This window comes from Sulfurimonas sp. (genome assembly GCF_034005705.1).
GTDB lineage: Bacteria > Campylobacterota > Campylobacteria > Campylobacterales > Sulfurimonadaceae > Sulfurimonas.
In genome coordinates this window covers 106,061-126,014 of sequence record NZ_JAVEUF010000001.1, presented here as the reverse complement: position 1 = coordinate 126,014, position 19,954 = coordinate 106,061, and the positions used below count along the sequence as shown (strand labels likewise).

Sequence of the window (19,954 nt, the reverse complement as noted above, 5' to 3'; positions counted from 1 at the left end):
AAAAAACATCATAAGATTTAAGATATCAATTTTTAGGTAGATACATGAAGATAAAATCGCTCTATATATCTGCAGGTCAAAAAAATACGGGCTCGCTTTTTATCTCCATAGGGATGATGGAGGTGCTAAAGAGAAACTTGCACAAGGTAGCTTTTTTTCGCCCGATTATTCTTAGCAAAGATATTCGCGACAAAGATATCGACTTTATTTTAAAAAAGTACGAGCTTGATATGGAGTATGAAGATGCCTACGGTTTTGATCTGGAGCATGTAGAGAGCATGCTCGCCTCAAAGCAGAGCGATGAGCTTATGGATGAGCTTATAAAAAAATTTAAAAAGCTCGAAGAGAGTTATGATTTTGTTCTTTGCGAGGGCATTAGAAGAGAATTTTTGACGCCTACGATAGAGTATGATCTAAATATGCTGCTTGCACAAAACTTCGGCGCGCCGATCATAAACATCATTAACGCAAAAGACAGATCTCTGCAGGATATTTACGAAAACGTATTGATAGAGAGAGACAATATCTTATCTCATGAATCTTCCCATTTTGCTACATTCATAAACAGAGTGGATGAGAGAGATTATCCAAAGCTCAAAGAAAAACTTCACGGCATCGATACAAATATCTATATCTTAAAGGAGGTCAAAGAGCTTGACGTCCCGACCGTAGAAGATGTCATAGAGACTTTGGACGCCAAGGTCACACACTGCTTCAATGCCTGCAACACCAGAGCCGTAAGAGGGTTTAAAATAGCAGCTGGCAGTGTCGATGGCTTTTTGAGCTCCATCACGGATGATGACCTTGTTATCGTTGAGGCTGATAGATCAGAGATAATTCTTGGGATTGTGGGTGCCTTTTACTCTAAAGAGTATGCAAAAATAAGCGCGATCCTGCTTGTTTCGGGCACTAAACTTAACCCAAATGTTCAAAAGATTCTCTTTGGGCTTAAAGATTACAACATACCTGTTTTATCTGTCCCCTTTGACAGCTACGAGAGTGCGAAAAAATTATCGAACATTCACTCAAGACTAAGAGTAGAGAGCGAGAGGAAGATAGCTCTCTGTCTTGGGCTGTTCAACTCCTCCGTTGATATAAAAGCGATTGAGCAGAGGATTCAAACACAGCAGAGCGAAGTGATGACTCCGATGATGTTTGAGTACAAACTCTTTGAGATGGCTCAAAAAAAGAGAAAAAAGATAGTCCTGCCGGAGAGTCTGGATGAGAGGATACTAAGAGCGGCGGAGATAATACTTCGCAGAGATGTGGCAGATATAGTGCTGCTGGGAGATGAAGAGGAGATAAAAGAGAGTTATCAAAGATTGGGTCTTGACCTTAGCAGAGCCGCTGTGATAGATCCAAACAATTCGCCGCTTATGCAAGAGTTTAGCGACCATTTTTATGAGCTGAGAAAAGAGAAGGGCTTAAGCCGCCAAAATGCAAAGGATGCAATGACGCACAAAAACTATTTTGCAACCATGATGGTACATCTGGGATATGCCGACGGTATGGTAAGCGGTGCCGTGCACTCAACGGCGGACACCATAAGACCTGCTCTTCAGATCATAAAGACCACACCGGATGTAAGCATAGTCTCAAGCCTCTTTTTCATGTGTTTAAAGACGAAGGTCTTAGTATACGGAGACTGTGCGCTCAACCAAGACCCAAATGCGGAAGAACTTGCGCAAATAGCAATCTCTTGCGCCAAAACCGCCCAAATCTTCGCAATAGAGCCAAAAGTGGCAATGCTCTCTTATGCAACGGGCGAGAGCGGAAGCGGCGAAGATGTTGACAAAGTGCGCCAAGCGACACTGATCGCACGCCAAATGGAGCCCAAGCTCGAGATAGAGGGACCTATTCAGTATGATGCGGCTATTGACAAAAGCGTTGCGTCTCTTAAGCTTCCAAACTCAAAGGTAGCCGGGGGCGCAAATGTTTTTATCTTCCCTGATCTAAACACGGGCAACAACACCTACAAAGCGGTTCAGCGCTCTACAAATGCGCTAGCCATAGGACCGATCCTGCAGGGACTTAAAAAACCCGTAAATGATCTAAGCCGCGGGTGCAGCGTCAAAGATATTGTAAACACCATTCTCATTACGGCAATTCAAGCGGGAGAGGGAAGTTGAAGATAGCCGTCATAAACTCCGGAAGCTCATCTATAAAGTGTAAAATTTTTCTAATGCCCAGCGAAGAGATGTTGGCACACATAGTAGTTGAGAAAATCGGCGAAGAGAGCTCTCTTGTAACCTTTACTCAAAAAGAGAGGAGACTTACGCAAGAAGAGATTATTGCAACACATTATGATGCACTTAAGAGAATAAACGGCATGCTAAACGAACATAATATCGTTGCGAACTTTGCTTCACTCGATGCAATGGCGCACAGGGTCGTACATGGAGCAGAACATTTTAAAAAAGCCGTTATTATCAACGATGCGGTTTTGCAAATAATAGAAGAGCTCATACCCTTGGCACCGCTTCATAACGGAGTCAATCTCGAGGGAATACGAATAAGCCAAAAGAAGGCTCCCAATGTAGCGCAAGTCGCTGTTTTTGACACTGCCTTTCACGAAACAATGCCAAAAGAGGCGTACCTCTATGCTCTGCCTTATGAGCTATATGAAAAGCACAAGATCAGAAAATATGGTTTTCACGGAACATCTCATGCGTTTGTTATGCAAGAGGCGGCAAAAGCGATGAAAAAAGATGCCACGGAGTGCAACATGATAACGCTTCATCTTGGAAACGGCTCAAGCATCTGTGCCATAAAAAACGGCAAAAGCATAGACACATCTATGGGGTTTACTCCTCTTGAGGGGCTTATGATGGGAAGCAGATGCGGAGATATCGACCCTGCAGTAGTTCTGTATCTTCAAAGAGAGCTCACTCTTAGCGTGGATGATGTAGATGAACTTCTTAACAAACGCTCCGGGCTTCTGGGAGTTTGCGGGCAAAAAGATGTAAGAGAGATCCAAAAAAGAGATGACGAGCTATCACATCTGGCTCTTTTGATGTTAAAAAGAAGAGTTGTAAAGTATATAGGTTCGTATATGGCCCTTTTAGGAAGAGTAGATGCACTGGTCTTTACAGCCGGAATAGGTGAGAACTCATCATCTCTTAGAGCAGAAATCTTGCAAGATCTTGAAATTTTCGGAGTCGTTTTAGACAGGGAAGCAAACCTCCAAAACAGCCTGCTTATATCAAGCGACTCAAGCAAGATAAAAGTGTTTGTGATAAAAACGGATGAGGAGCTAGAAATCGCAAGAGAGGCAGTAAAAATTTTGAGATAACTCTGTTATGTTATACTGCCGCATATAAAAAATGGAGTATACGAAACATGAAACAGGTTTTACTAGCACTGCTTGTGCTTATTTTCACATCGGGGTGCGTGGATAAAAAAAGGGTTTTAAATATCCAAAACGAAGGGCTGTGCAGCGCTGAGGTCGCAACGCTTTATCTTAGCGATATAGAGATAAAAAACGGTGATGAGTCATTTCATCTAAGCAAAGACGAGATCAGAGAAGCACTTGCCAAGTCACTTAAAGATACCGGATGTTTCAGAATCTCTCTGGATAAAAGAGATAAAGAGTCACTAGATGTAGAGAGTGAGTATCTGCTTGATACAAAAGCGAATCTATTTAGAGAAAAAGAGGTCTCAGAGAAGAATATCTTCAAAGACGAAGAGAGAGAACTGCTCCAGCTTATACTCACACTTCATGCGTACAACAAAACAAAAGATCTCAGCGCTACGACAAAGAGCGAACTTAGCATCAACAGATCAAAAATTCTAGGTTTTACCATAACGCAAGAGCAGGAGAGCGACAAACAAACCGTTCTTACAAATGCAACAAAAAAGATCTCTATCTTGCTAAAAGAGGCATTTAGCCAACTTTAGCACAACGGTACAAAATTTAAAACTAAGCGAACGATTCTGCAACATAGCGAAGCCTTTGTGAGCGTGTTTTTAATTTTGAAAAAAAAGCTTTAATAAAAAAGGAGAAAAAAGATGATCACAAAAGAGAGATTCTCCCTGCTGCCGGTATCATCCCTGTTTTTTGCAATAGGGTTCCTCGCCATCGGGTATGGGATGATCTTGACCTTTATCGGTGTTCATCTAAAAGAGACGGGTTCAAGCAATATTGCCATCGGTCTCATCAACGCATCCTTTTTTCTCGGCGCCATAGGCGCTTCTGTCTTTAGCCAGAAGATAATATCAAACGTCGGGCATATAAGGAGCTTCGCTACATTTGCCTCCATTATGATCATAGGTTTTCTGGGACACAGCCTCTACTTTAACGAGCTCTTCTGGGCGATCTTAAGGCTTCTCTCCGGATTTGCCTACTACGGGCTGCTTATCATCTTGGAGAGCTGGCTTAATGAGAAGAGTCAGCCTGAACACAGAGGAAAGATACTGGCGATCTACACGATCATCTTCTATCTATCCACGGCGATCGGTCAGCTTCTCTTAAATATCGGCGATCAAAGCGGCACTATCTTTTTTGTCATCGGCTCCATTTTGGTTCTCTTCTCGGTTATATTTATCTCTATGACAAAGATAAAAGAGCCTATTTTAGTGCCTTTTGAGAGATACAGTCTCCCTAGGATATTCAACATCGCCCCTCTGGCGCTTGCAAGCAGTTTCATAGGCGGATTTTTTGTCGGCGGATTTTTCACCATGATACCCGTCTTCATTGTAGAGAGCTTTGACTCCATCCAGACCGTATCCATCTTTATGACCATCACGATAGTAGGCGCTCTTCTCTCCCAGTGGCCCATAGGAATACTCTCAGATAGGCTTGGAAGAAGAAGGATGATAGCATTCAGCGGCTTTTTTATCTCCGTCGTATCCGTCGGGTTTCTGCTCTTGGCATACGATGAAAAGAGCTTTTATGTTTTAGGAGCGCTTCTTGGGGTCGGCATATTCTGCCTCTACCCTTTGGCGGTGGCACGTGCTAACGATGTTGTAGATGAGAACAAAAATATCATAGAGATTAGCAGGACTCTTCTTTTTGCTTACGGACTGGGCTCTTTTGCCGCGCCGCTTATCATAGGAGCGGGAACTTATCTGTTTGATGATTTTATATTTATCTCTTTTTTAACTCTAAGTCTTTTTCTGGGCTTCTACGCGCTCTCAAGGGAGAGAGTGCCTGATGAGAATATGAGCACCTTTGTCAATATACCAAGTATCTCAGGTGCGGAGTCTGCTACGCTCGATCCAAGGGGAGAGAATATTTAAATAATCATCAATTTATGTTAATATATAGGCAATTTTGCGTAAAAGGCTTTTTTATGAAATATATACGATTTTTTAGCGAGCTAAACATTGATGACATTGCGATAGTCGGCGGCAAAAACGCCTCCCTTGGAGAGATGCACCAGAAACTGACCCCAAAAGGTGTGAATATTCCAAACGGATTTGCCACTACGAGCGACGCCTACTGGCTTCTTTTGGAGGAGAATGGTATAAAAAAGGAGATAGCCTCCATATTAAATGATCTCGATATTAGCGATACGAACAATCTTCAAGAGCGCGGGCTTAAAGTCCGCAACCTCATCTTAAATTCACACCTTCCAAAAGCTCTTGTTGATGAACTCAAAGAGGCATACAAAACCTTATCAAACGAGTACGGCAAAGATGCGGCTGACGTAGCGGTCCGCTCATCAGGAACGGCAGAAGACCTTCCCGACGCCTCTTTTGCGGGGCAGCAGGAGACATTTTTAAATGTCGGAAGCGAAGATGAGCTTTTAGATAGCGTCCTAAGATGTTTTGCTTCGCTCTTTACAGACCGTGCCATCAGCTACCGCACAAGCCGCTCATTTAGTCACTTTAAAGTTGCTCTCTCCGTCGGCGTTCAGAAGATGGTGCGAAGCGATGAGGCATCAAGCGGAATTATGTTTACCATAGACACGGAGAGCGGTTCTGAGAATCTTATCCTTATAAACTCCATCTGGGGACTTGGCGAGAACGTGGTGAGCGGACGAGTCAATGCAGATGAGTTCTTTGTCTTTAAACCTACGCTCAAAGAGGGCAAAAGAACCATACTCAAGCGCTCTTTGGGAAGCAAAAAAGAGAAGATGCTCTACGATGAAAGATCCCGCACCATCAATGTTGCAACCACAAAAGAGGAGCAAGATAGTTTCTCAATAACAGATGATGAGGTTATGGAGCTCGCGCGTGAAGCGCTTATTATCGAGGAGCATTACGGCCGCCCAATGGACATAGAGTGGGCAAAAGACGGGGATGACGGCAGGCTCTACATCGTTCAGGCAAGACCAGAGACCGTAAAAAATCAGGAGAACAAGAGCCTTACAAATCAGCGTTACTCACTTGATGGAGCAAAAGGGGCTAAGGTTTTGACATCTGGACGTGCGGTAGGAGATAAAATAGGAAGCGGAAAGGTGACAATCATAAACGACACGACGGAGTTTGAACGCTTTAGCAAAGGTGATATTTTGGTTGCCGACTCTACAAACCCAGACTGGGAACCGATCATGAAGAAGGCCTCTGCCGTTATAACGAACCGCGGAAGCCGAACCTGCCATGCGGCGATAGTTGCACGTGAGATAGGAGTTCCCGCAGTCGTCGGATGCACCAATGCAACAGAGGTGCTTCAGGATGGACAGATAGTAACCGTCAGCTGCGCACAGGGAGATGAGGGTTATGTTTATGAGGGGGAAGTTCCTTTTAGCGTCAAGACCGTAGATATGAAGGAGCTAAAACCCACAAAAACAAAGATCTTTGTAAATGTCGGAAATCCCGCGGAGGCTTTTCATTTTGCAAAGCTGCCAAACGACGGCGTAGGACTTGCCAGAATGGAGTTCATCATGAACAACTCCATCGCTGCTCATCCGATGGCGCTTGTCGATATGTATAAAGGCAAAAACGTCAAAGACGAAGAGAAGATACGCTCCTTTATGACTCCATGCCGTGATACAAAAGAGTTCTTTTTGCAAAAACTGAGCGAAGGCATAGGCATGATCGCTGCGGCTTTTTACCCAAAACCTGTCATTATCAGAACAAGTGATTTTAAGAGCAACGAGTACCGCAATATGCTGGGCGGACTTCTTTATGAGGCAGAGGAAGAGAACCCGATGATAGGCTTTAGAGGTGCTAGCCGCTATTACGACGAGAGCTACCGCGAAGCGTTCGAGTGGGAGTGCGAAGCGCTAAAGCGTGTGAGAGAAGAGATGGGACTTAACAACATCAAAATAATGATCCCCTTTGTACGCACGCCTGATGAGGGGAAAAAAGTTATAGAGATCATGAACTCACAAGGTCTTTCTCAAGGCAAAGATGGACTTGAGATATATGCCATGTGCGAGATCCCCGCAAATGTCATACTAGCCGACAAATTTCTGGAAATTTTTGATGGCTACTCGATCGGCTCAAACGATCTGACACAGCTCACTCTTGGAGTTGACAGAGAGAGCGCAAAGATCGCCCATATTTTTGATGAGAGAAACGAAGCCGTTAAAAGAATGCTACAGATGGCGATAAAAGCGTGCAAAGCAAGAGGCAAATATATCGGCATCTGCGGCCAGGCACCGTCTGACTATCCTGAAATCACTGAGTTTCTAGTGCAAGAGGGGATAGACTCCATCTCGCTAAACCCGGACTCTCTCTTTAAGATGCGCGAGCTTGTCAGTGATCTGGAAGAAAACTAGGAGGTTGGATAGAATTTTTATAGAATTCAACTTTACGGTTGATAGCAAAAGCTTTGTCTCATTAATAAGTTATTCTGTGCATCTCAATCAGTTCACTATAATCTCCATTGTCAGCCTTTTTTAAAGCACTGATATACTCACTTCGTTTGGGATTTTCACGAGCAAGCAAATCTTCTTGCCAGCGAACAGGCATTTTGCCATGTTGTCTTAAATAAATATTTGCCAGCATTCTGCTCCATCTGCCATTGCCATTTTGGAACGGGTGAATTTGAACAGCTCTATGATGCATCCTTGCCGCTATCTCAAACAGATCATAAGTTTTATTTTTACTCCAATACTCTACATCATCAGATAGATTTTTAAGCTCCATCGACACACGATACGCCTGAATACCAATGGAGAGCTCTATTTTTCTAAATTTTCCAGCCCACTCCCACACATCACAAAACATCTCATAATGCAGCTCCATCATCCAACTGTAGCTAAAAGATGCCTCTTTTTTTGAAGGCGGGGCTGAGAGATATTTCAGTATTGCTTTTGCAATATTCCCAGCTTCCCTTTCATATATTTCTTTAAGTGTATAAACTTTTCCTTTTGGAAGTTTTAAACCAGATGTATCATTAAGTGGCGTTGCGTCATCGATTGGTTTAGTAGAATCTATCATTATGCCACCCAAAGCCTATCTTTATATTGACCACTTAAAAACTCTTGTTCAAATTTATAAATCATTTTATCTATACTGCTTTTTTCTAACCCTTGCATTTCAAGAGCAGATGTGCCTTGAACAAGTGATACCATAAAGATCGCTTTTTCTTTGGCTCTTTTTGCTTTGAGTTTGTTAAGTGAGATGATCTCATTTCCGGCAAAGTCAAGACCAAGTATATTTGTTATCTTTTCAACAGTACTTAGCTTTACATCATCACCCGCAAAAAATCTATTAAGTGTCCTCATCCCAACATCTGATAATTTAGCTAGATTTTCCATTGTAATATCAAGCTCTTTTTTTCTATGTTTTATCTTATTTATTAATTCTGCTCTTGTCATAAACTATCCTTTAAATGTATTATGCCATAAATGGCACAATATACCAACTATATTTTAGTCCATCAATAGAATTTTCTTCTAAAGAACTTCTCCGCTTCCATCACCGCAACAAGCGTTAGTGCAATGAGCAGCAGTGTTGCCCACATCTCCAAGCTGACAGGCGCAACACTGAGCACCGACTGCATAAAAGGCGTGTACATAGCTATCATATGAATACCCTGTGCCGAGATAACTGATATCCAAAAAAGCATATTTTTAGCGTGGTCGATATTGAAGATTGACCTATTCTCGCTGCGTGAATTAAAAGCGTGAACATTCTCAAAGAGCACCATCATAAGCAGTGTAATATTTCTTGCCGCCTCCTCTTGGTATCCAAACTCAAGCAGCGTATAAAAAAGAGCAAATGCCGAGATCCCCATGTGCAAACCGCCCACAACCACTCTGCTTATCATAGTCCTGTTAAATATAGGCTCTTTTGGGTCGCGCGGTTTGCGTTTTAATACTCCGGGTTCTGCCTTCTCAACAGCCAGTGCGACATCCTGTATGCCGTTTGCAACAAGGTTGAGCCAGAGTATCTGAACCGGCAGCAGTGGAATGGGGATAAAAAATATGATCGAGAGAAGTACAAGCACTATCTCTGCAAATCCCGTAGCTATAAGAAGATGGATCACTTTTCGGATATTGTCATACGCTACACGCCCCTCTTCTACGCCGTTTACTATGGAGCCGAAATGATCATCCGTTAGTATCAAATCACTTGATTCACGTGCCACATCAGTACCGCTTTTGCCCATGGCAATACCGATATTTGCAAATTTGAGTGCAGGCGCGTCATTGACACCGTCTCCGGTTACCGCCACAAAGTGACCGAGTTCTTGAAATGTTTTGACTATCAGCTGCTTCTGCTCGGGAGAGACTCTTGCAAAGACGCGCTTGTTCGCGATCTCCTCTTTTTGCGCTCCCCTCTCCTTCCAGTGAGCGATCGCCACTCCGTCAATTATCTCATCTCTGCTTATTGCTATGCCGAGCTCTCTGGCTATATAAAATGCAGTATTTGGGTGGTCACCCGTAACCATCACCACTTCGATTCCCGCCTCTTCTGCACTGCGCAGAGCCTCTTTGACTCCCTCTCTGAGCGGATCGGTTATAGCCGCAAATCCAAGATATATATATCCATTCTCTGCAATACCACTGCCCTCACTAGTTCTGTATGCCAAGGCTATGTTTCTAAATCCGTTGGCTGCCCACTCATCCACCTGTTTTAAAGCGTGCTCCTTCTCATCACTGCCAAGTTCACATTTGGCAAGAATGACCTCGGGTGATCCTTTGATAAAATCAACTTTTTTGCCATCGATCTCATAACTCGCGGCCGAGTATTTATTGAGAGGCTCATAAGGAGTCTCTGCAAGGGCTTTTTTGTTTTCAAACTTTTTAAAAAGAGTCTCGTCAAGCAGAAGTGCATATTTCGATAGTGCTATATCTACCTGATCGCCTATAAATAGATACTCGCCGTCCTCCTTGCGGTGCGTTGATTCGTTGCATAGAAGAGCACTAAGGATTATAGGCTCATCTACCGCCTCGCTGCTGCTAAATACTTTTTTGGGAGTTATAAAGTGCTCGACACTTAGAGAGTTTTGCGTCATCGTTCCTGTCTTGTCACTTGCTATGAACGTACATGAACCAAGCCCTTCAATTGCGGAGAGCTTGCGTACAATAACATTTCTCTTGCTCATAACACTGCTTGCAACACTTAGAGCGACTGTTATCGCGACAGGCAGTCCTTCGGGAATGGCAGATACCGCAAGAGCTACGGTTAGGAAAAAGATATCTTTTAGCGGCATATCCTGATAAACGCCGAGCATGATGATAAGCAAAGCAACACCGCTGATAATTTTAGAGATATTTAAAGAGAACTTCTCCATTCTAAGCATCAAAGGCGGTTTTGCGACCTTGACCTCTGCCAAAAGAGATGCTATCTTGCCGACTTCCGTATGCTGTGCGATTGCCGTCACGACGCCGATCGCCCGCCCTTTTGTAACCAATGAGCCGCCGTAGAGCATATTCTGTCTCTCGCCTATTGGCTCATCTTCATCCTGAGAGATATATTGCGGATTTTTGCTTACTTCGATGGACTCGCCTGTAAGAAGCGATTCGTTTACTTGCAGATCATTCGTTTCTATAAGGCGTATATCGGCGGGAGCCTTTACGCCTGACTCAAAAAAGACAATATCGCCTAGAGTCACATCTTCGCTTAGTATCTCGACTTTGTTGCCGTCTCTTAGAACATTCACATAGGTCTTGATAACTTTTTTAAGCGCATCCGCCCTCTCACCGGCATTGTACTCCTGATATGTTCCGACCACGGCATTGACAAGAAGCGCCGCCATAATAAAGCCGGCATCGCTGAACTCTTTTATAGCTATAGATATAACTGCAGCAATAAGCAGGACATAGATAACAGGACTTTTAAACTGCTGGGTAAATATGTTTAAAAGAGTGCGCTTCTCACCCTCTGGTAAAATATTTTTACCGTAGTGGCGAGTGCGCAGCGCAACTTCGTCACTGCTCAGCCCATCAACACTGCACTCTAACTCCCTAAGCGTTTCATCCGTGCTTTTTGTATGAAACATAGAGCATTATTTCAAAAAAATTCTACTCAACTTGAGGCTACTTTTTCTTATCGCTTTTTTTCTTTTTGGCACCCTTATTCTCTGCTTTGTCTTTCTTTTTAAAGTCTTTAATGTTCTTTTTGACCTCTTGTTTTAGCTCTTTTTTGAGTATCGCTTTTAACTCTTTTTTTACGATCTTTTGAACTTTTCTCTTATCGATCATCTTAAATCCTTTGATTTTAATATGCTATATCATAGTCCCTATGAGCTTAATTTAAACTATAACGATTATGCTTTATATGCTATACTTGAGCTTATGAACCCTATGTTTTTGGCTCTTAGAGCATATCTTAACGATTACGACAAACTCAAATCAGACTTTAAAAATATTATAGAGGGCAGATGGACAAGCGGGGATAATCTTCACGCGACAATATGCTATTTCGGCAATACCTACACAGTGGAGGAGTTGCTTGAAAAACTCCCGTCTGCTTTTAAAAAACTCGAACCGCTAACTCTTGACTCTTTGGAATACTTCTCACACAACAATATCTTGTATGCTAAGCCAAGAGGCTATGCGTTGGACGCTCTTCAATCATCTATCTGCGATCTATTTTCTTTAGAGCAGACAAAAGCGTTTACGCCTCATGTCACTTTGATGAGAATGAAAAAGATCAACGATAAGCGAGCTTTTGCCGAGCTGCTAAAGAGCTATAAAAACAGAGAGATTGGTACTACCGGAATAACTGTTGAGCTTATGCAGAGCAACTTCTATCCGAGTGGTGTTAAGTACGAGACAATTAAGAAATTTTAATGATATTGATAAAAATATGATAAAATTGCGCTTATGAAATTTAACGTACTGCTCTCGATACTCTTTGCTATTGTTACAAGCTTTGCTGCCATCCATGAAGTGGAGCATATTGAGCATAACGACGCATCAAGCTGTCTGGTATGTACGGTTAACAACAACTTGGTATCTGATGATGCAGTCAAATTTACATCAGATGTTGAGATTTTTCACTTTGAAGCTATCGCTCACAAGGCACCTGTTTCATATCTTCATATAGAGACACACTCCAACCAGAACCGCGCTCCGCCAAGAATATCCTAATTTAATTAAATTACTCATAGCCATACTAAGCGAATGATTCTGCAACAGAAGGGTCAAATTCCATATATTGGAATTTGGGGCACCCACCGTGAAGCCTAAATAAGCTGGTATGCGCTATGAAAAACACTCAAATAATCACTACAAAAATAAAAAATATTATCAATTTAGGATAGAAAATTATGAAAAAAATATTATTATCAAGCACACTGTGCGCGGCTTTAGTTTATGGTGCGGATGTACTTCCGGTAGAAAAAAGAACTTTTGATCAGTCAAAGTTCATTCCGGACATCTCTTTGGTTATGGATGCTTCTTATGTTGATAGAAGTGTAAAAGATGCCGAAGTGGGACATTTGGAAGTTCCTGGCATAGTTCACGGCCTGCTGGGTTCACACTCACACGGCGATGACAATCATGCAACATATAACGCAGAGAACGGATTTAACCTGAACTATGCGGAGCTTGTATTGTCCAGCTCGGTAGATCCGTTTTTTACAATGGACGGTATATTTCACTTCTCAGAGAACGGTGTTGAGATAGAGGAGCTTTTCTTTACCTCAAATGCTCTAGGATACGGCACAAAACTGAAGGGCGGAAAGTTTAACTCAAACTTTGGCTACCTCAACGAACAGCATCACCACGCATGGGATTTTGCGGATATGCCTCTTATATATGAGTCGTTTTTAGGCATGCACGGCATCAATGAAACAGGTGCGCAGATCCAGTGGACCGCGCCTACTCCTTTTTACCTTATGGCAGGTTTTGAGATACTTCAGGGTGAAAATGAGCAGATGTTTGGGAAAGAGTCGGTTGATTTGACGGTTATAAATGCAGCAGCAGATCCTCAAACTGTAGAAGGAAATGACGGAGCATCTCTTTATGTGGGATACATCAAAGCATCTCACGACTTTGGCGCTACAACACTTTTAGGCGGTATCTCTTATGCGCAAGGCGAATCAAGAATTGACCATAGCGAAGATGAAGAGGGTCCACATGTTTTTAGCGGTGATGCAAAACTCTACGGTGCCGATTTTATTCTTCTGCATGCTCTCGATTCTTATAGCTCTATCAAATGGCAGAGTGAATATCTAGAGAGAGAACTTGACGGTATTCAGTATGCAAATAACGATCTAGGCAATTTTGTATCTCCTACAATTCTTAAAAAACAGGGCGGTCTCTACTCTCAGCTTATCTATACGCATGATAAAAACTGGAGAATGGGTCTAAGATACGACACAATACTCAAAAATGATGTTACTGTGGGCAGCACAGACAGACCTCAGCCAGACGGACTTGACAAATACACGGCAATGGTAGAGTACCACACAAGCGAATTTGCAAGATTTAGACTGCAGTACAGCCAAGACTATGCAATGTTCAACGAAGATGGTCAAAGAGAGAAGATAAACACTATTATTCTTCAAGCAAATATCTCTATTGGTGCTCACGCGGCTCACAGTTTTTAAGGTCTATTATAACTCATACTCGCTCATTTAGGCTTCACCGTGGGTACCCCAAAATCAAAGATTTTGACCCTACGGTTGCAGAATCATTCGCTTCGTAAGGTTATATAAGAAATTTATTAGCCTCATTTGAGGCAGATTGGAGTACATTTGAAAAAACTACTAACACTTATAACACTTCTGCCGCTAACGCTGTTAGCTCATCTCAATGTCGCAGTAAGCTACCCGTATATCGGCGTACTTACCAAAACAATAGGCGGCGAGCATATCACGACTACGGTTTTGGCAAAAGGAAACTGGGACCCTCACTTTATCATTCCGCGTCCATCGCTTATTGCAAAGATGAGAAATGCGGATGCGCTCATCATGAACGGCGGACAACTTGAGATCGGCTGGCTTCCTCCACTTATAAACCGCGCAGGAAATCCAAAAACGTCGCCCTCCTCTACAACATTTTTAAATCTCTCACATCATGTAGAGCTTATAAACAAACCAAGCGAGGTTGATAGAAAAGATGGCGATGTCCACCCGGACGGAAACCCGCACTTTCATCTTGACCCAAAGAACACTCTGCTCCTTGCAAATATCATAAAAGAGTTTTTAATCTCAATGGACGCAGAACATAGAGATGTTTATGAGAAGAACTTTGCCGATTTTTCAGATATGTGGAATAAAAAGATGAGCGAGTGGAGCCAAAAAATGGCTGATAAAAAGGGTTTAAAAGTCATACAGTTTCATGACAACCTGGCCTATTTTAACAAAGCATACGGACTTTTAAACATCGGGACAATCGAGCCTCTTCCGGGAATCCCGCCATCTTCAAAACACGTAATTGAAACGATAGAGCTTATAAAAAAAGAGGATCCCTGCTGTATTTTGCATGATGTTTACCACTCGACAAAAACAGCCGATTTTATAAGCCAGAAAACTGGAATAAAGGTGGTTTTAATGCCTCACGACATAGAAGCGCTGGAAGATATCGACAATCTGAGCGCTCTTTTTGACTATCTTACAAGTGCGATAAAATGATAGACATTCTGCTTGTTCCCATCGCTCTCGTAATCATTCTCGTGATGCTTCACTCCTACTTTGGCATGGAGATACTAAAGCGCGGCATTATCTTTACCGACCTTGCAATAGCGCAGTTCGCAGCTCTTGGTTCATCTATCAGTCTTGGCTATTTTCACGAAGAGCACTTTTATATTTTAACACTAGGTTTTGCGCTTCTCAGTGCCTTTCTTATAGCATTTGCTTCAACAAGAAAACTGCATCTTGAGGCGTTTATCGGGATACTTTACGTCTTGGGTGCGAGCGGGATTATGATGGTATTAGCACATTCGGCTGAGGGAATGGAGCATTTTAAATCACTTCTTGCAAGCGATATCCTTTTCACGCCTCCTAGCGAAGTAGTCAAAAGCGGAGTTATATACGGCTTTATCGCCTTGGCTCTCTACTTTGTCTATCCGAGATTAAACGGTTTTTTAAAAGAGCTTCTCTTCTTCTCGCTTCTTGCCATAACGGTCACATCCTCGGTCTCACTAGCGGGAGTTTTTGTCGTTTTCGTGCTTCTTATCGCACCTCCGTTCGTGGCACTCTCGCTAAACTTTAAAAAGCCTTTACTTGGAAGTTTCTTTTTTGGATGGTTTTTTAGTATAAGCGCAATTACACTATCATACTTCTACGATTTGCCTACCGGCTACGCTATCGTCTTTTTAGGCGCCGCATTGACAGCCGTTACTGTTTTGGCAACATCAAAAAAAGCTACTAAGAGTTGATATGGAATTTCCAAACGAGTGGACGCAAAAAGAGTTTTTACAAAACAAAAAAAAGCTAGAAGCAGAAGGTATAAAAGTACTGCTTATAGATACTATACTCTCACCCATTGATAATGCCGACACAGTTCTCTATAACCCTTTTGAACTAAGAGAAGAGCCTGAAGGAAGTGTATTTGTATTTTACTGCGACACGGGGAAGGCGACTCTTAACAGACTAAAAGAGTTCAAAGAGAAGTTCCCGAAACATCACTGCATCTCTCTAAAGGGTGGCAGAGGCTACTGGAGAATTAATATGACGGTTTTAGATGACTGAGCATGACAAGCAGCTTGATCGTTTTATACAAAATCTGCAAAACCAAAACTTCTACGACGCACATGAAGATCTGGAAGTTCTTTGGTATGAGAGAAGATTTGAAGAGAGCGATGAAGTAAAACTTCTAAAAGGCTTCATCAACGCATCCGTCTGTTTTGAGCTGCACAAAAAAGGCAAAACAGAAGCTTCACAAAAAGTCTGGAACACATACCTCAAATACAGAGACCTTATCCATACGACAGAATCAGTACATAAAGAAAAATACTCCGCCATCATTAACGAAATAGAGCGAATCAAGAAGAGTTTTATAAAGTAGCGGGTAAAATTCACGCTATGAAATTTTTACTGCTCATCACACTCTTTAGCGTCCATCACCTTTTTGCTCTGGTTACGATCTCTCCCGTTGAGATAGGGGATAAACCGGGCTTCTCTAGCACAATAGAAGCTGCACTTGAGACAAAAAGAGGAAACAGCGACACGGACAGCTACAAGGCCTCGGCAAGAGTGACCTACGACAGCAACACTACCTATGTTTCATGGGCGGAGATATCGGGAGCATACGGCAAAGCAAACGGGGAGGAGAACACGAACAAGCTCTTCTCGCATGCAAGATATATTCACGCCATCACCAAAGAGATAGTCAGAGGCGAAGCTTTTTTGCAGCTTGAAAATGATGAGTTTAAACATATAAACAGCAGAGCTCTGGCGGGCATTGGCGGAAGATTTAAACTCAAAGATATGATTGAAGACTCAAGAGGCTACCTCGGTCTAGGCGCCTTTTATGAAGATATAACCTACAACAATCCGCTTATCAATCCATCTGAAGAGAATATAAGAGCAAACGCATATTTTGCATACTCTATAAACTTAAACAACGACTCATCGATCGCATATACGCTCTACTATCAGCCAAAACTAAACGACTTTGGCGATAACGTTCAATCTCATGAAGTGGAGCTGAAACTAAGCATCTATAAAAATCTTTTTTTAAAGTTCACTCTCTCCTACGATACGGACAGCAAACCTCCTGTGGGTGTTGAGAGATACGACTTTACGCAAAACACCTCTTTTATCTTTAACTTTTAATTTTCGTTTTGTTATAATCATCGCAAACCAACAAAAGGATAGAGCATGGATATCTCAAAATATAGCGACTTGGCTATTGTTTACGCGAGCGAGTACGGTTTAAAAATTGTTGCCGCGATAGCGATATTTTTTATAGGAAAATGGGGAGTGAGAAAGATCACCGCCTTTACAAAAAAACTGATGCTAAAAGCAGAGGTCGATCTCACTCTGGTGGAGTTTTTAGAAAACGTTATCTACTTTGCCCTGCTTATCGTTATTATCCTTGCATCTCTCAATGCTCTTGGTATTAACACCACCTCATTTTTGGCAGTTTTCGGTGCGGCATCTTTAGCTATAGGTCTTGCACTCAAAGACTCGCTCTCAAACATCGGTGCAGCAGTGCTTATTATCATCTTTAGGCCTTTTAGGGTCGGCGACTTCATTGACGCAGCTGGCGCATCGGGAACGATAGAGCAGATAAATCTCTTCTCGACGATAATGGTAACACCGGACAATAAGACCATAATGATCCCAAACGCTTCAGTTATAGGCTCAAACATAACAAACTACTCAAGCAAGCCTACGCGCAGAGTAAACCTTGTTTTTGGCATTGACTACGGTGATGATCTAAAACTTGCAAAAGATATACTAAATCGCATCGCAAACGAGGATGAGAGAGTCCTTCAAGACCCTGCCCCTTTTGTAGCAGTCGGTGAGCTGGCTGACAACAGCGTAAACTTCGTCGTTCGCGTCTGGGTAAAAACAGAACAGTACTGGGACGTACACTTTGACCTGCTTGAAAAGGTAAAGCTTGCGTTTGACGCAGAGGGCATCTCCATACCGTTCCCGCAGATGAACATACATATACAAAAAGAGGAGCAAAAGTGAAAAAAACAGTAGTTATTTTATCTCTTATCGCAGCATCTGTTCTAGCAGCAGATGAGGCGCAGATAAAGAGTGAGATAGAGAGCGCAAAAGCCGAGATAGCAAAACTAAACGAAAACATAAAGCGCTTGGAGTCTCAGCTGCCGACACCTAGATATAAACTAAATACCCACGCAGAACTTGGGTATATCGTAAACTCCGGAAACTCAGACTCTGAAGCTTTTAACGTAGATACAAAAATCAAAGGCAGTTTTGACAACCACTCCCTTGAACTCTCTCTGCTTTACCAATACGGCGAACAGGACGGTATCGAGAGCAAGAACAGATTTCTAAGCGAGCTTGTATATGACTATGCTCTTAGCGAAAGACTATCCGTAAACTATCTGCTGGGCTACAAAGATGACAAATTCTCAGGTTACAACTATCAGCTCTATACCGGTCCGGGTGCAAAATACAAAGTTTTAAAAACCACGACCCAAGAGTTGTCGTTTGACGGAAATATACTCTATGCGTACGATGATATTGAAGACACTTACACCCTAGCAGGCGTGCCTGTTTCATACCCGTATCCCGCAGGAAGCATAAGCCAAAACGACGGCTATACGAACTCTTATGCGGCATATAGAGCACAGCTTCTCTACAACGCTCAAATAAGAGAAAATATGAAGTTCAACCAGACGCTTAGCTACAGATCGGAGTTCTCTGATGCGGATAACTACTTTGTCTACTCAAAAAGTGCTCTCTTGCTCAAGATATCGAATATCTTCTCTGCGGGTGTCAGCTACTATGTGGATTATATAAACAAGCCCGCCTATGGAAAAACCTCAACAGACAGAACCTTCTCTTTTAATCTTATAGCCGACTACTGATCTTTTTTTGCTCAGCTCCCCAAAGATAGAGAGAGTAAGCTGCCCCAAGTGCGATGAGAGTCGCACTTAAAAAGAGGTAGCTTGGATATAGCTCATACACATACCCTGCAATAAGAGCCCCCGCAAACGCTCCAAATCCGTAAGTTATGCCCGAAAAGAACTGCTGTGCAAGCGATTTGTGCTTGTAAAGATAAAACAGGTAGCTGATAGCAGCAGAGTGAAACAGTGCAAAACTAAGAGCGTGGATAGCCTGGGATATAAAAAGCATTGTCACATTATCAGGGAATATAAATACTATAAACCATCTAAGAGCAGTAGCGAACGTAGTTAACTGAAGTATCAACAGAAGATTTCTGCGAAGGAGTGCTCCCTGAAAATAGAGCATAAAAATCTCGACAACAACACCAAAGCTCCAGAGATATACCGTTATATCAAGAGTGACTCCGTGATCGGTCACATAGATGGTAAAAAAGTTGTAAAACGAGCCGAAACTCACCTGCATAAGCGTGAGCCCAGCCCAGAGTCTCCAATCTTTTAGAATATTTATATCATTTGTAACCTCTTCGCTTCTCTCCAATAGTGCGTCGGCACGTTTTACTATCACATAGGCAAAAGCGGATGTGACAAATGTCAAGACAAGCAGGTAGATAAGTGCAACACTCGGCGAACTTAAAAACTTTACCAGCACCATTGCCACCAAGATAAAGCCTACAGAACCAAAAAGCCTGATCTTACCATACTCCTCTTTACCCAGATACTTAAGAGAAATAAGTTCTACATATGGAAGAACGATGCTAAGTCCCACTCCAAGAGCGATATTTGAGAAAAGAAGTTTATAAAAACTATCAAGCGAGAAGTAAAATGATACGGAACTAAAACACATTATAAGAAGCGATATATTAAAGCTCTTCACATTTATTTTAAGACCTTTTATAAATGCAAAGGGAACAATGAAACGCACAAGCGGAGCCGCCGCAAATATGATGCCGATATCGCTTGCAGAGTAACCTGCAATGGATAATACCTTCGGCAGAAATATTATATAAACACCGATTATCGAGAAGTAAAAAAAGTAAAAAATTGCTAATAAAAATGACATGCGAGATTATATCTTAAAGATATAAAGATGTTGTATGCAAATATTTAAAACTTA

General features: G+C 42.3%; 20 protein-coding genes. 15 read left to right on the top strand and 5 right to left on the bottom strand.

What is annotated here, in order from left to right:
• The first annotated feature begins 44 nt into the window (after positions 1–44).
• From pta to ppsA, 5 genes are all read left to right on the top strand, one after another.
• A complete protein-coding gene (gene pta, locus RBR61_RS00620) occupies positions 45–2,129 on the top strand; it encodes a phosphate acetyltransferase (RefSeq protein WP_320341580.1) in 2,085 nt (694 codons plus the stop codon).
• On the top strand, positions 2,126–3,292 hold the full coding sequence (locus tag RBR61_RS00615; RefSeq protein ID WP_320341579.1) for an acetate kinase: 1,167 nt from the start codon (positions 2,126–2,128) through the stop codon (positions 3,290–3,292). Before pta ends, RBR61_RS00615 begins: the two co-directional genes overlap by 4 nt.
• Before the next feature lie 47 nt (positions 3,293–3,339).
• Positions 3,340–3,897 carry a hypothetical protein gene (locus RBR61_RS00610; protein ID WP_320341578.1) on the top strand — a complete coding sequence of 186 codons (558 nt, stop codon included), beginning with the start codon at positions 3,340–3,342 and terminating at the stop codon, positions 3,895–3,897.
• A 111-nt stretch (positions 3,898–4,008) separates the two neighbouring features.
• Positions 4,009–5,238, top strand: a complete 1,230-nt coding sequence (locus RBR61_RS00605; protein ID WP_320341577.1) for an MFS transporter — start codon at positions 4,009–4,011, stop codon at positions 5,236–5,238.
• Positions 5,239–5,291: 53 nt separating this feature from the next.
• A complete protein-coding gene (ppsA, locus tag RBR61_RS00600; RefSeq protein WP_320341576.1) occupies positions 5,292–7,667 on the top strand; it encodes a phosphoenolpyruvate synthase in 2,376 nt (791 codons plus the stop codon).
• Between the two features lie 61 nt (positions 7,668–7,728).
• Here the strand turns inward: ppsA and RBR61_RS00595 are convergent, their stop codons facing one another.
• The 4 genes from RBR61_RS00595 to RBR61_RS00580 form a co-directional block, all read right to left on the bottom strand.
• Positions 7,729–8,331, bottom strand: a complete 603-nt coding sequence (locus RBR61_RS00595; RefSeq protein WP_320341575.1) for a mobile mystery protein B — start codon at positions 8,329–8,331, stop codon at positions 7,729–7,731.
• On the bottom strand, positions 8,331–8,711 hold the full coding sequence (locus RBR61_RS00590) for a helix-turn-helix domain-containing protein (RefSeq protein WP_320341574.1): 381 nt from the start codon (positions 8,709–8,711) through the stop codon (positions 8,331–8,333). The genes RBR61_RS00595 and RBR61_RS00590 overlap by 1 nt, the downstream gene beginning before the upstream one ends.
• Before the next feature lie 62 nt (positions 8,712–8,773).
• On the bottom strand, positions 8,774–11,341 hold the full coding sequence (locus tag RBR61_RS00585; protein ID WP_320341573.1) for an HAD-IC family P-type ATPase: 2,568 nt from the start codon (positions 11,339–11,341) through the stop codon (positions 8,774–8,776).
• Between the two features lie 37 nt (positions 11,342–11,378).
• Entirely contained in the window at positions 11,379–11,543 is a 165-nt protein-coding gene (locus RBR61_RS00580; protein WP_320341572.1) for a hypothetical protein, read from the bottom strand.
• 93 nt (positions 11,544–11,636) lie between these two features.
• On the opposite strand from RBR61_RS00580, the gene RBR61_RS00575 reads away from it, so the two are divergent.
• The 10 genes from RBR61_RS00575 (at position 11,637) to RBR61_RS00530 (ending at position 18,801) form a co-directional block, all read left to right on the top strand.
• On the top strand, positions 11,637–12,134 hold the full coding sequence (locus tag RBR61_RS00575) for a 2'-5' RNA ligase family protein (protein ID WP_320341571.1): 498 nt from the start codon (positions 11,637–11,639) through the stop codon (positions 12,132–12,134).
• Between the two features lie 33 nt (positions 12,135–12,167).
• Positions 12,168–12,434, top strand: coding sequence for a hypothetical protein (locus tag RBR61_RS00570; RefSeq protein ID WP_320341570.1), 267 nt, complete (start codon positions 12,168–12,170; stop codon positions 12,432–12,434).
• Between the two features lie 179 nt (positions 12,435–12,613).
• Entirely contained in the window at positions 12,614–13,897 is a 1,284-nt protein-coding gene (locus RBR61_RS00565) for a hypothetical protein (RefSeq protein ID WP_320341569.1), read from the top strand.
• A 147-nt stretch (positions 13,898–14,044) separates the two neighbouring features.
• Positions 14,045–14,923 carry a metal ABC transporter substrate-binding protein gene (locus RBR61_RS00560; RefSeq protein ID WP_320341568.1) on the top strand — a complete coding sequence of 293 codons (879 nt, stop codon included), beginning with the start codon at positions 14,045–14,047 and terminating at the stop codon, positions 14,921–14,923.
• A complete protein-coding gene (locus RBR61_RS00555; protein WP_320341567.1) occupies positions 14,920–15,669 on the top strand; it encodes a metal ABC transporter permease in 750 nt (249 codons plus the stop codon). The genes RBR61_RS00560 and RBR61_RS00555 overlap by 4 nt, the downstream gene beginning before the upstream one ends.
• Before the next feature lies 1 nt (position 15,670).
• Positions 15,671–15,982 (top strand): hypothetical protein, encoded by a 312-nt coding sequence (locus RBR61_RS00550; protein ID WP_320341566.1) that lies wholly within the window; start codon positions 15,671–15,673, stop codon positions 15,980–15,982.
• Positions 15,975–16,298, top strand: a complete 324-nt coding sequence (locus RBR61_RS00545; protein WP_320341565.1) for a DUF309 domain-containing protein — start codon at positions 15,975–15,977, stop codon at positions 16,296–16,298. The genes RBR61_RS00550 and RBR61_RS00545 overlap by 8 nt, the downstream gene beginning before the upstream one ends.
• A gap of 17 nt (positions 16,299–16,315) precedes the next feature.
• Positions 16,316–17,068, top strand: coding sequence for a DUF481 domain-containing protein (locus RBR61_RS00540; RefSeq protein ID WP_320341564.1), 753 nt, complete (start codon positions 16,316–16,318; stop codon positions 17,066–17,068).
• Positions 17,069–17,113: 45 nt separating this feature from the next.
• Entirely contained in the window at positions 17,114–17,935 is an 822-nt protein-coding gene (locus tag RBR61_RS00535; protein ID WP_320341563.1) for a mechanosensitive ion channel domain-containing protein, read from the top strand.
• Positions 17,932–18,801, top strand: coding sequence for a DUF481 domain-containing protein (locus RBR61_RS00530; RefSeq protein ID WP_320341562.1), 870 nt, complete (start codon positions 17,932–17,934; stop codon positions 18,799–18,801). The genes RBR61_RS00535 and RBR61_RS00530 overlap by 4 nt, the downstream gene beginning before the upstream one ends.
• Here the strand turns inward: RBR61_RS00530 and RBR61_RS00525 are convergent.
• Positions 18,785–19,900, bottom strand: coding sequence for an MFS transporter (locus RBR61_RS00525; RefSeq protein WP_320341561.1), 1,116 nt, complete (start codon positions 19,898–19,900; stop codon positions 18,785–18,787). The genes RBR61_RS00530 and RBR61_RS00525 overlap by 17 nt on opposite strands.
• Between the last annotated feature and the right edge of the window lie 54 nt (positions 19,901–19,954).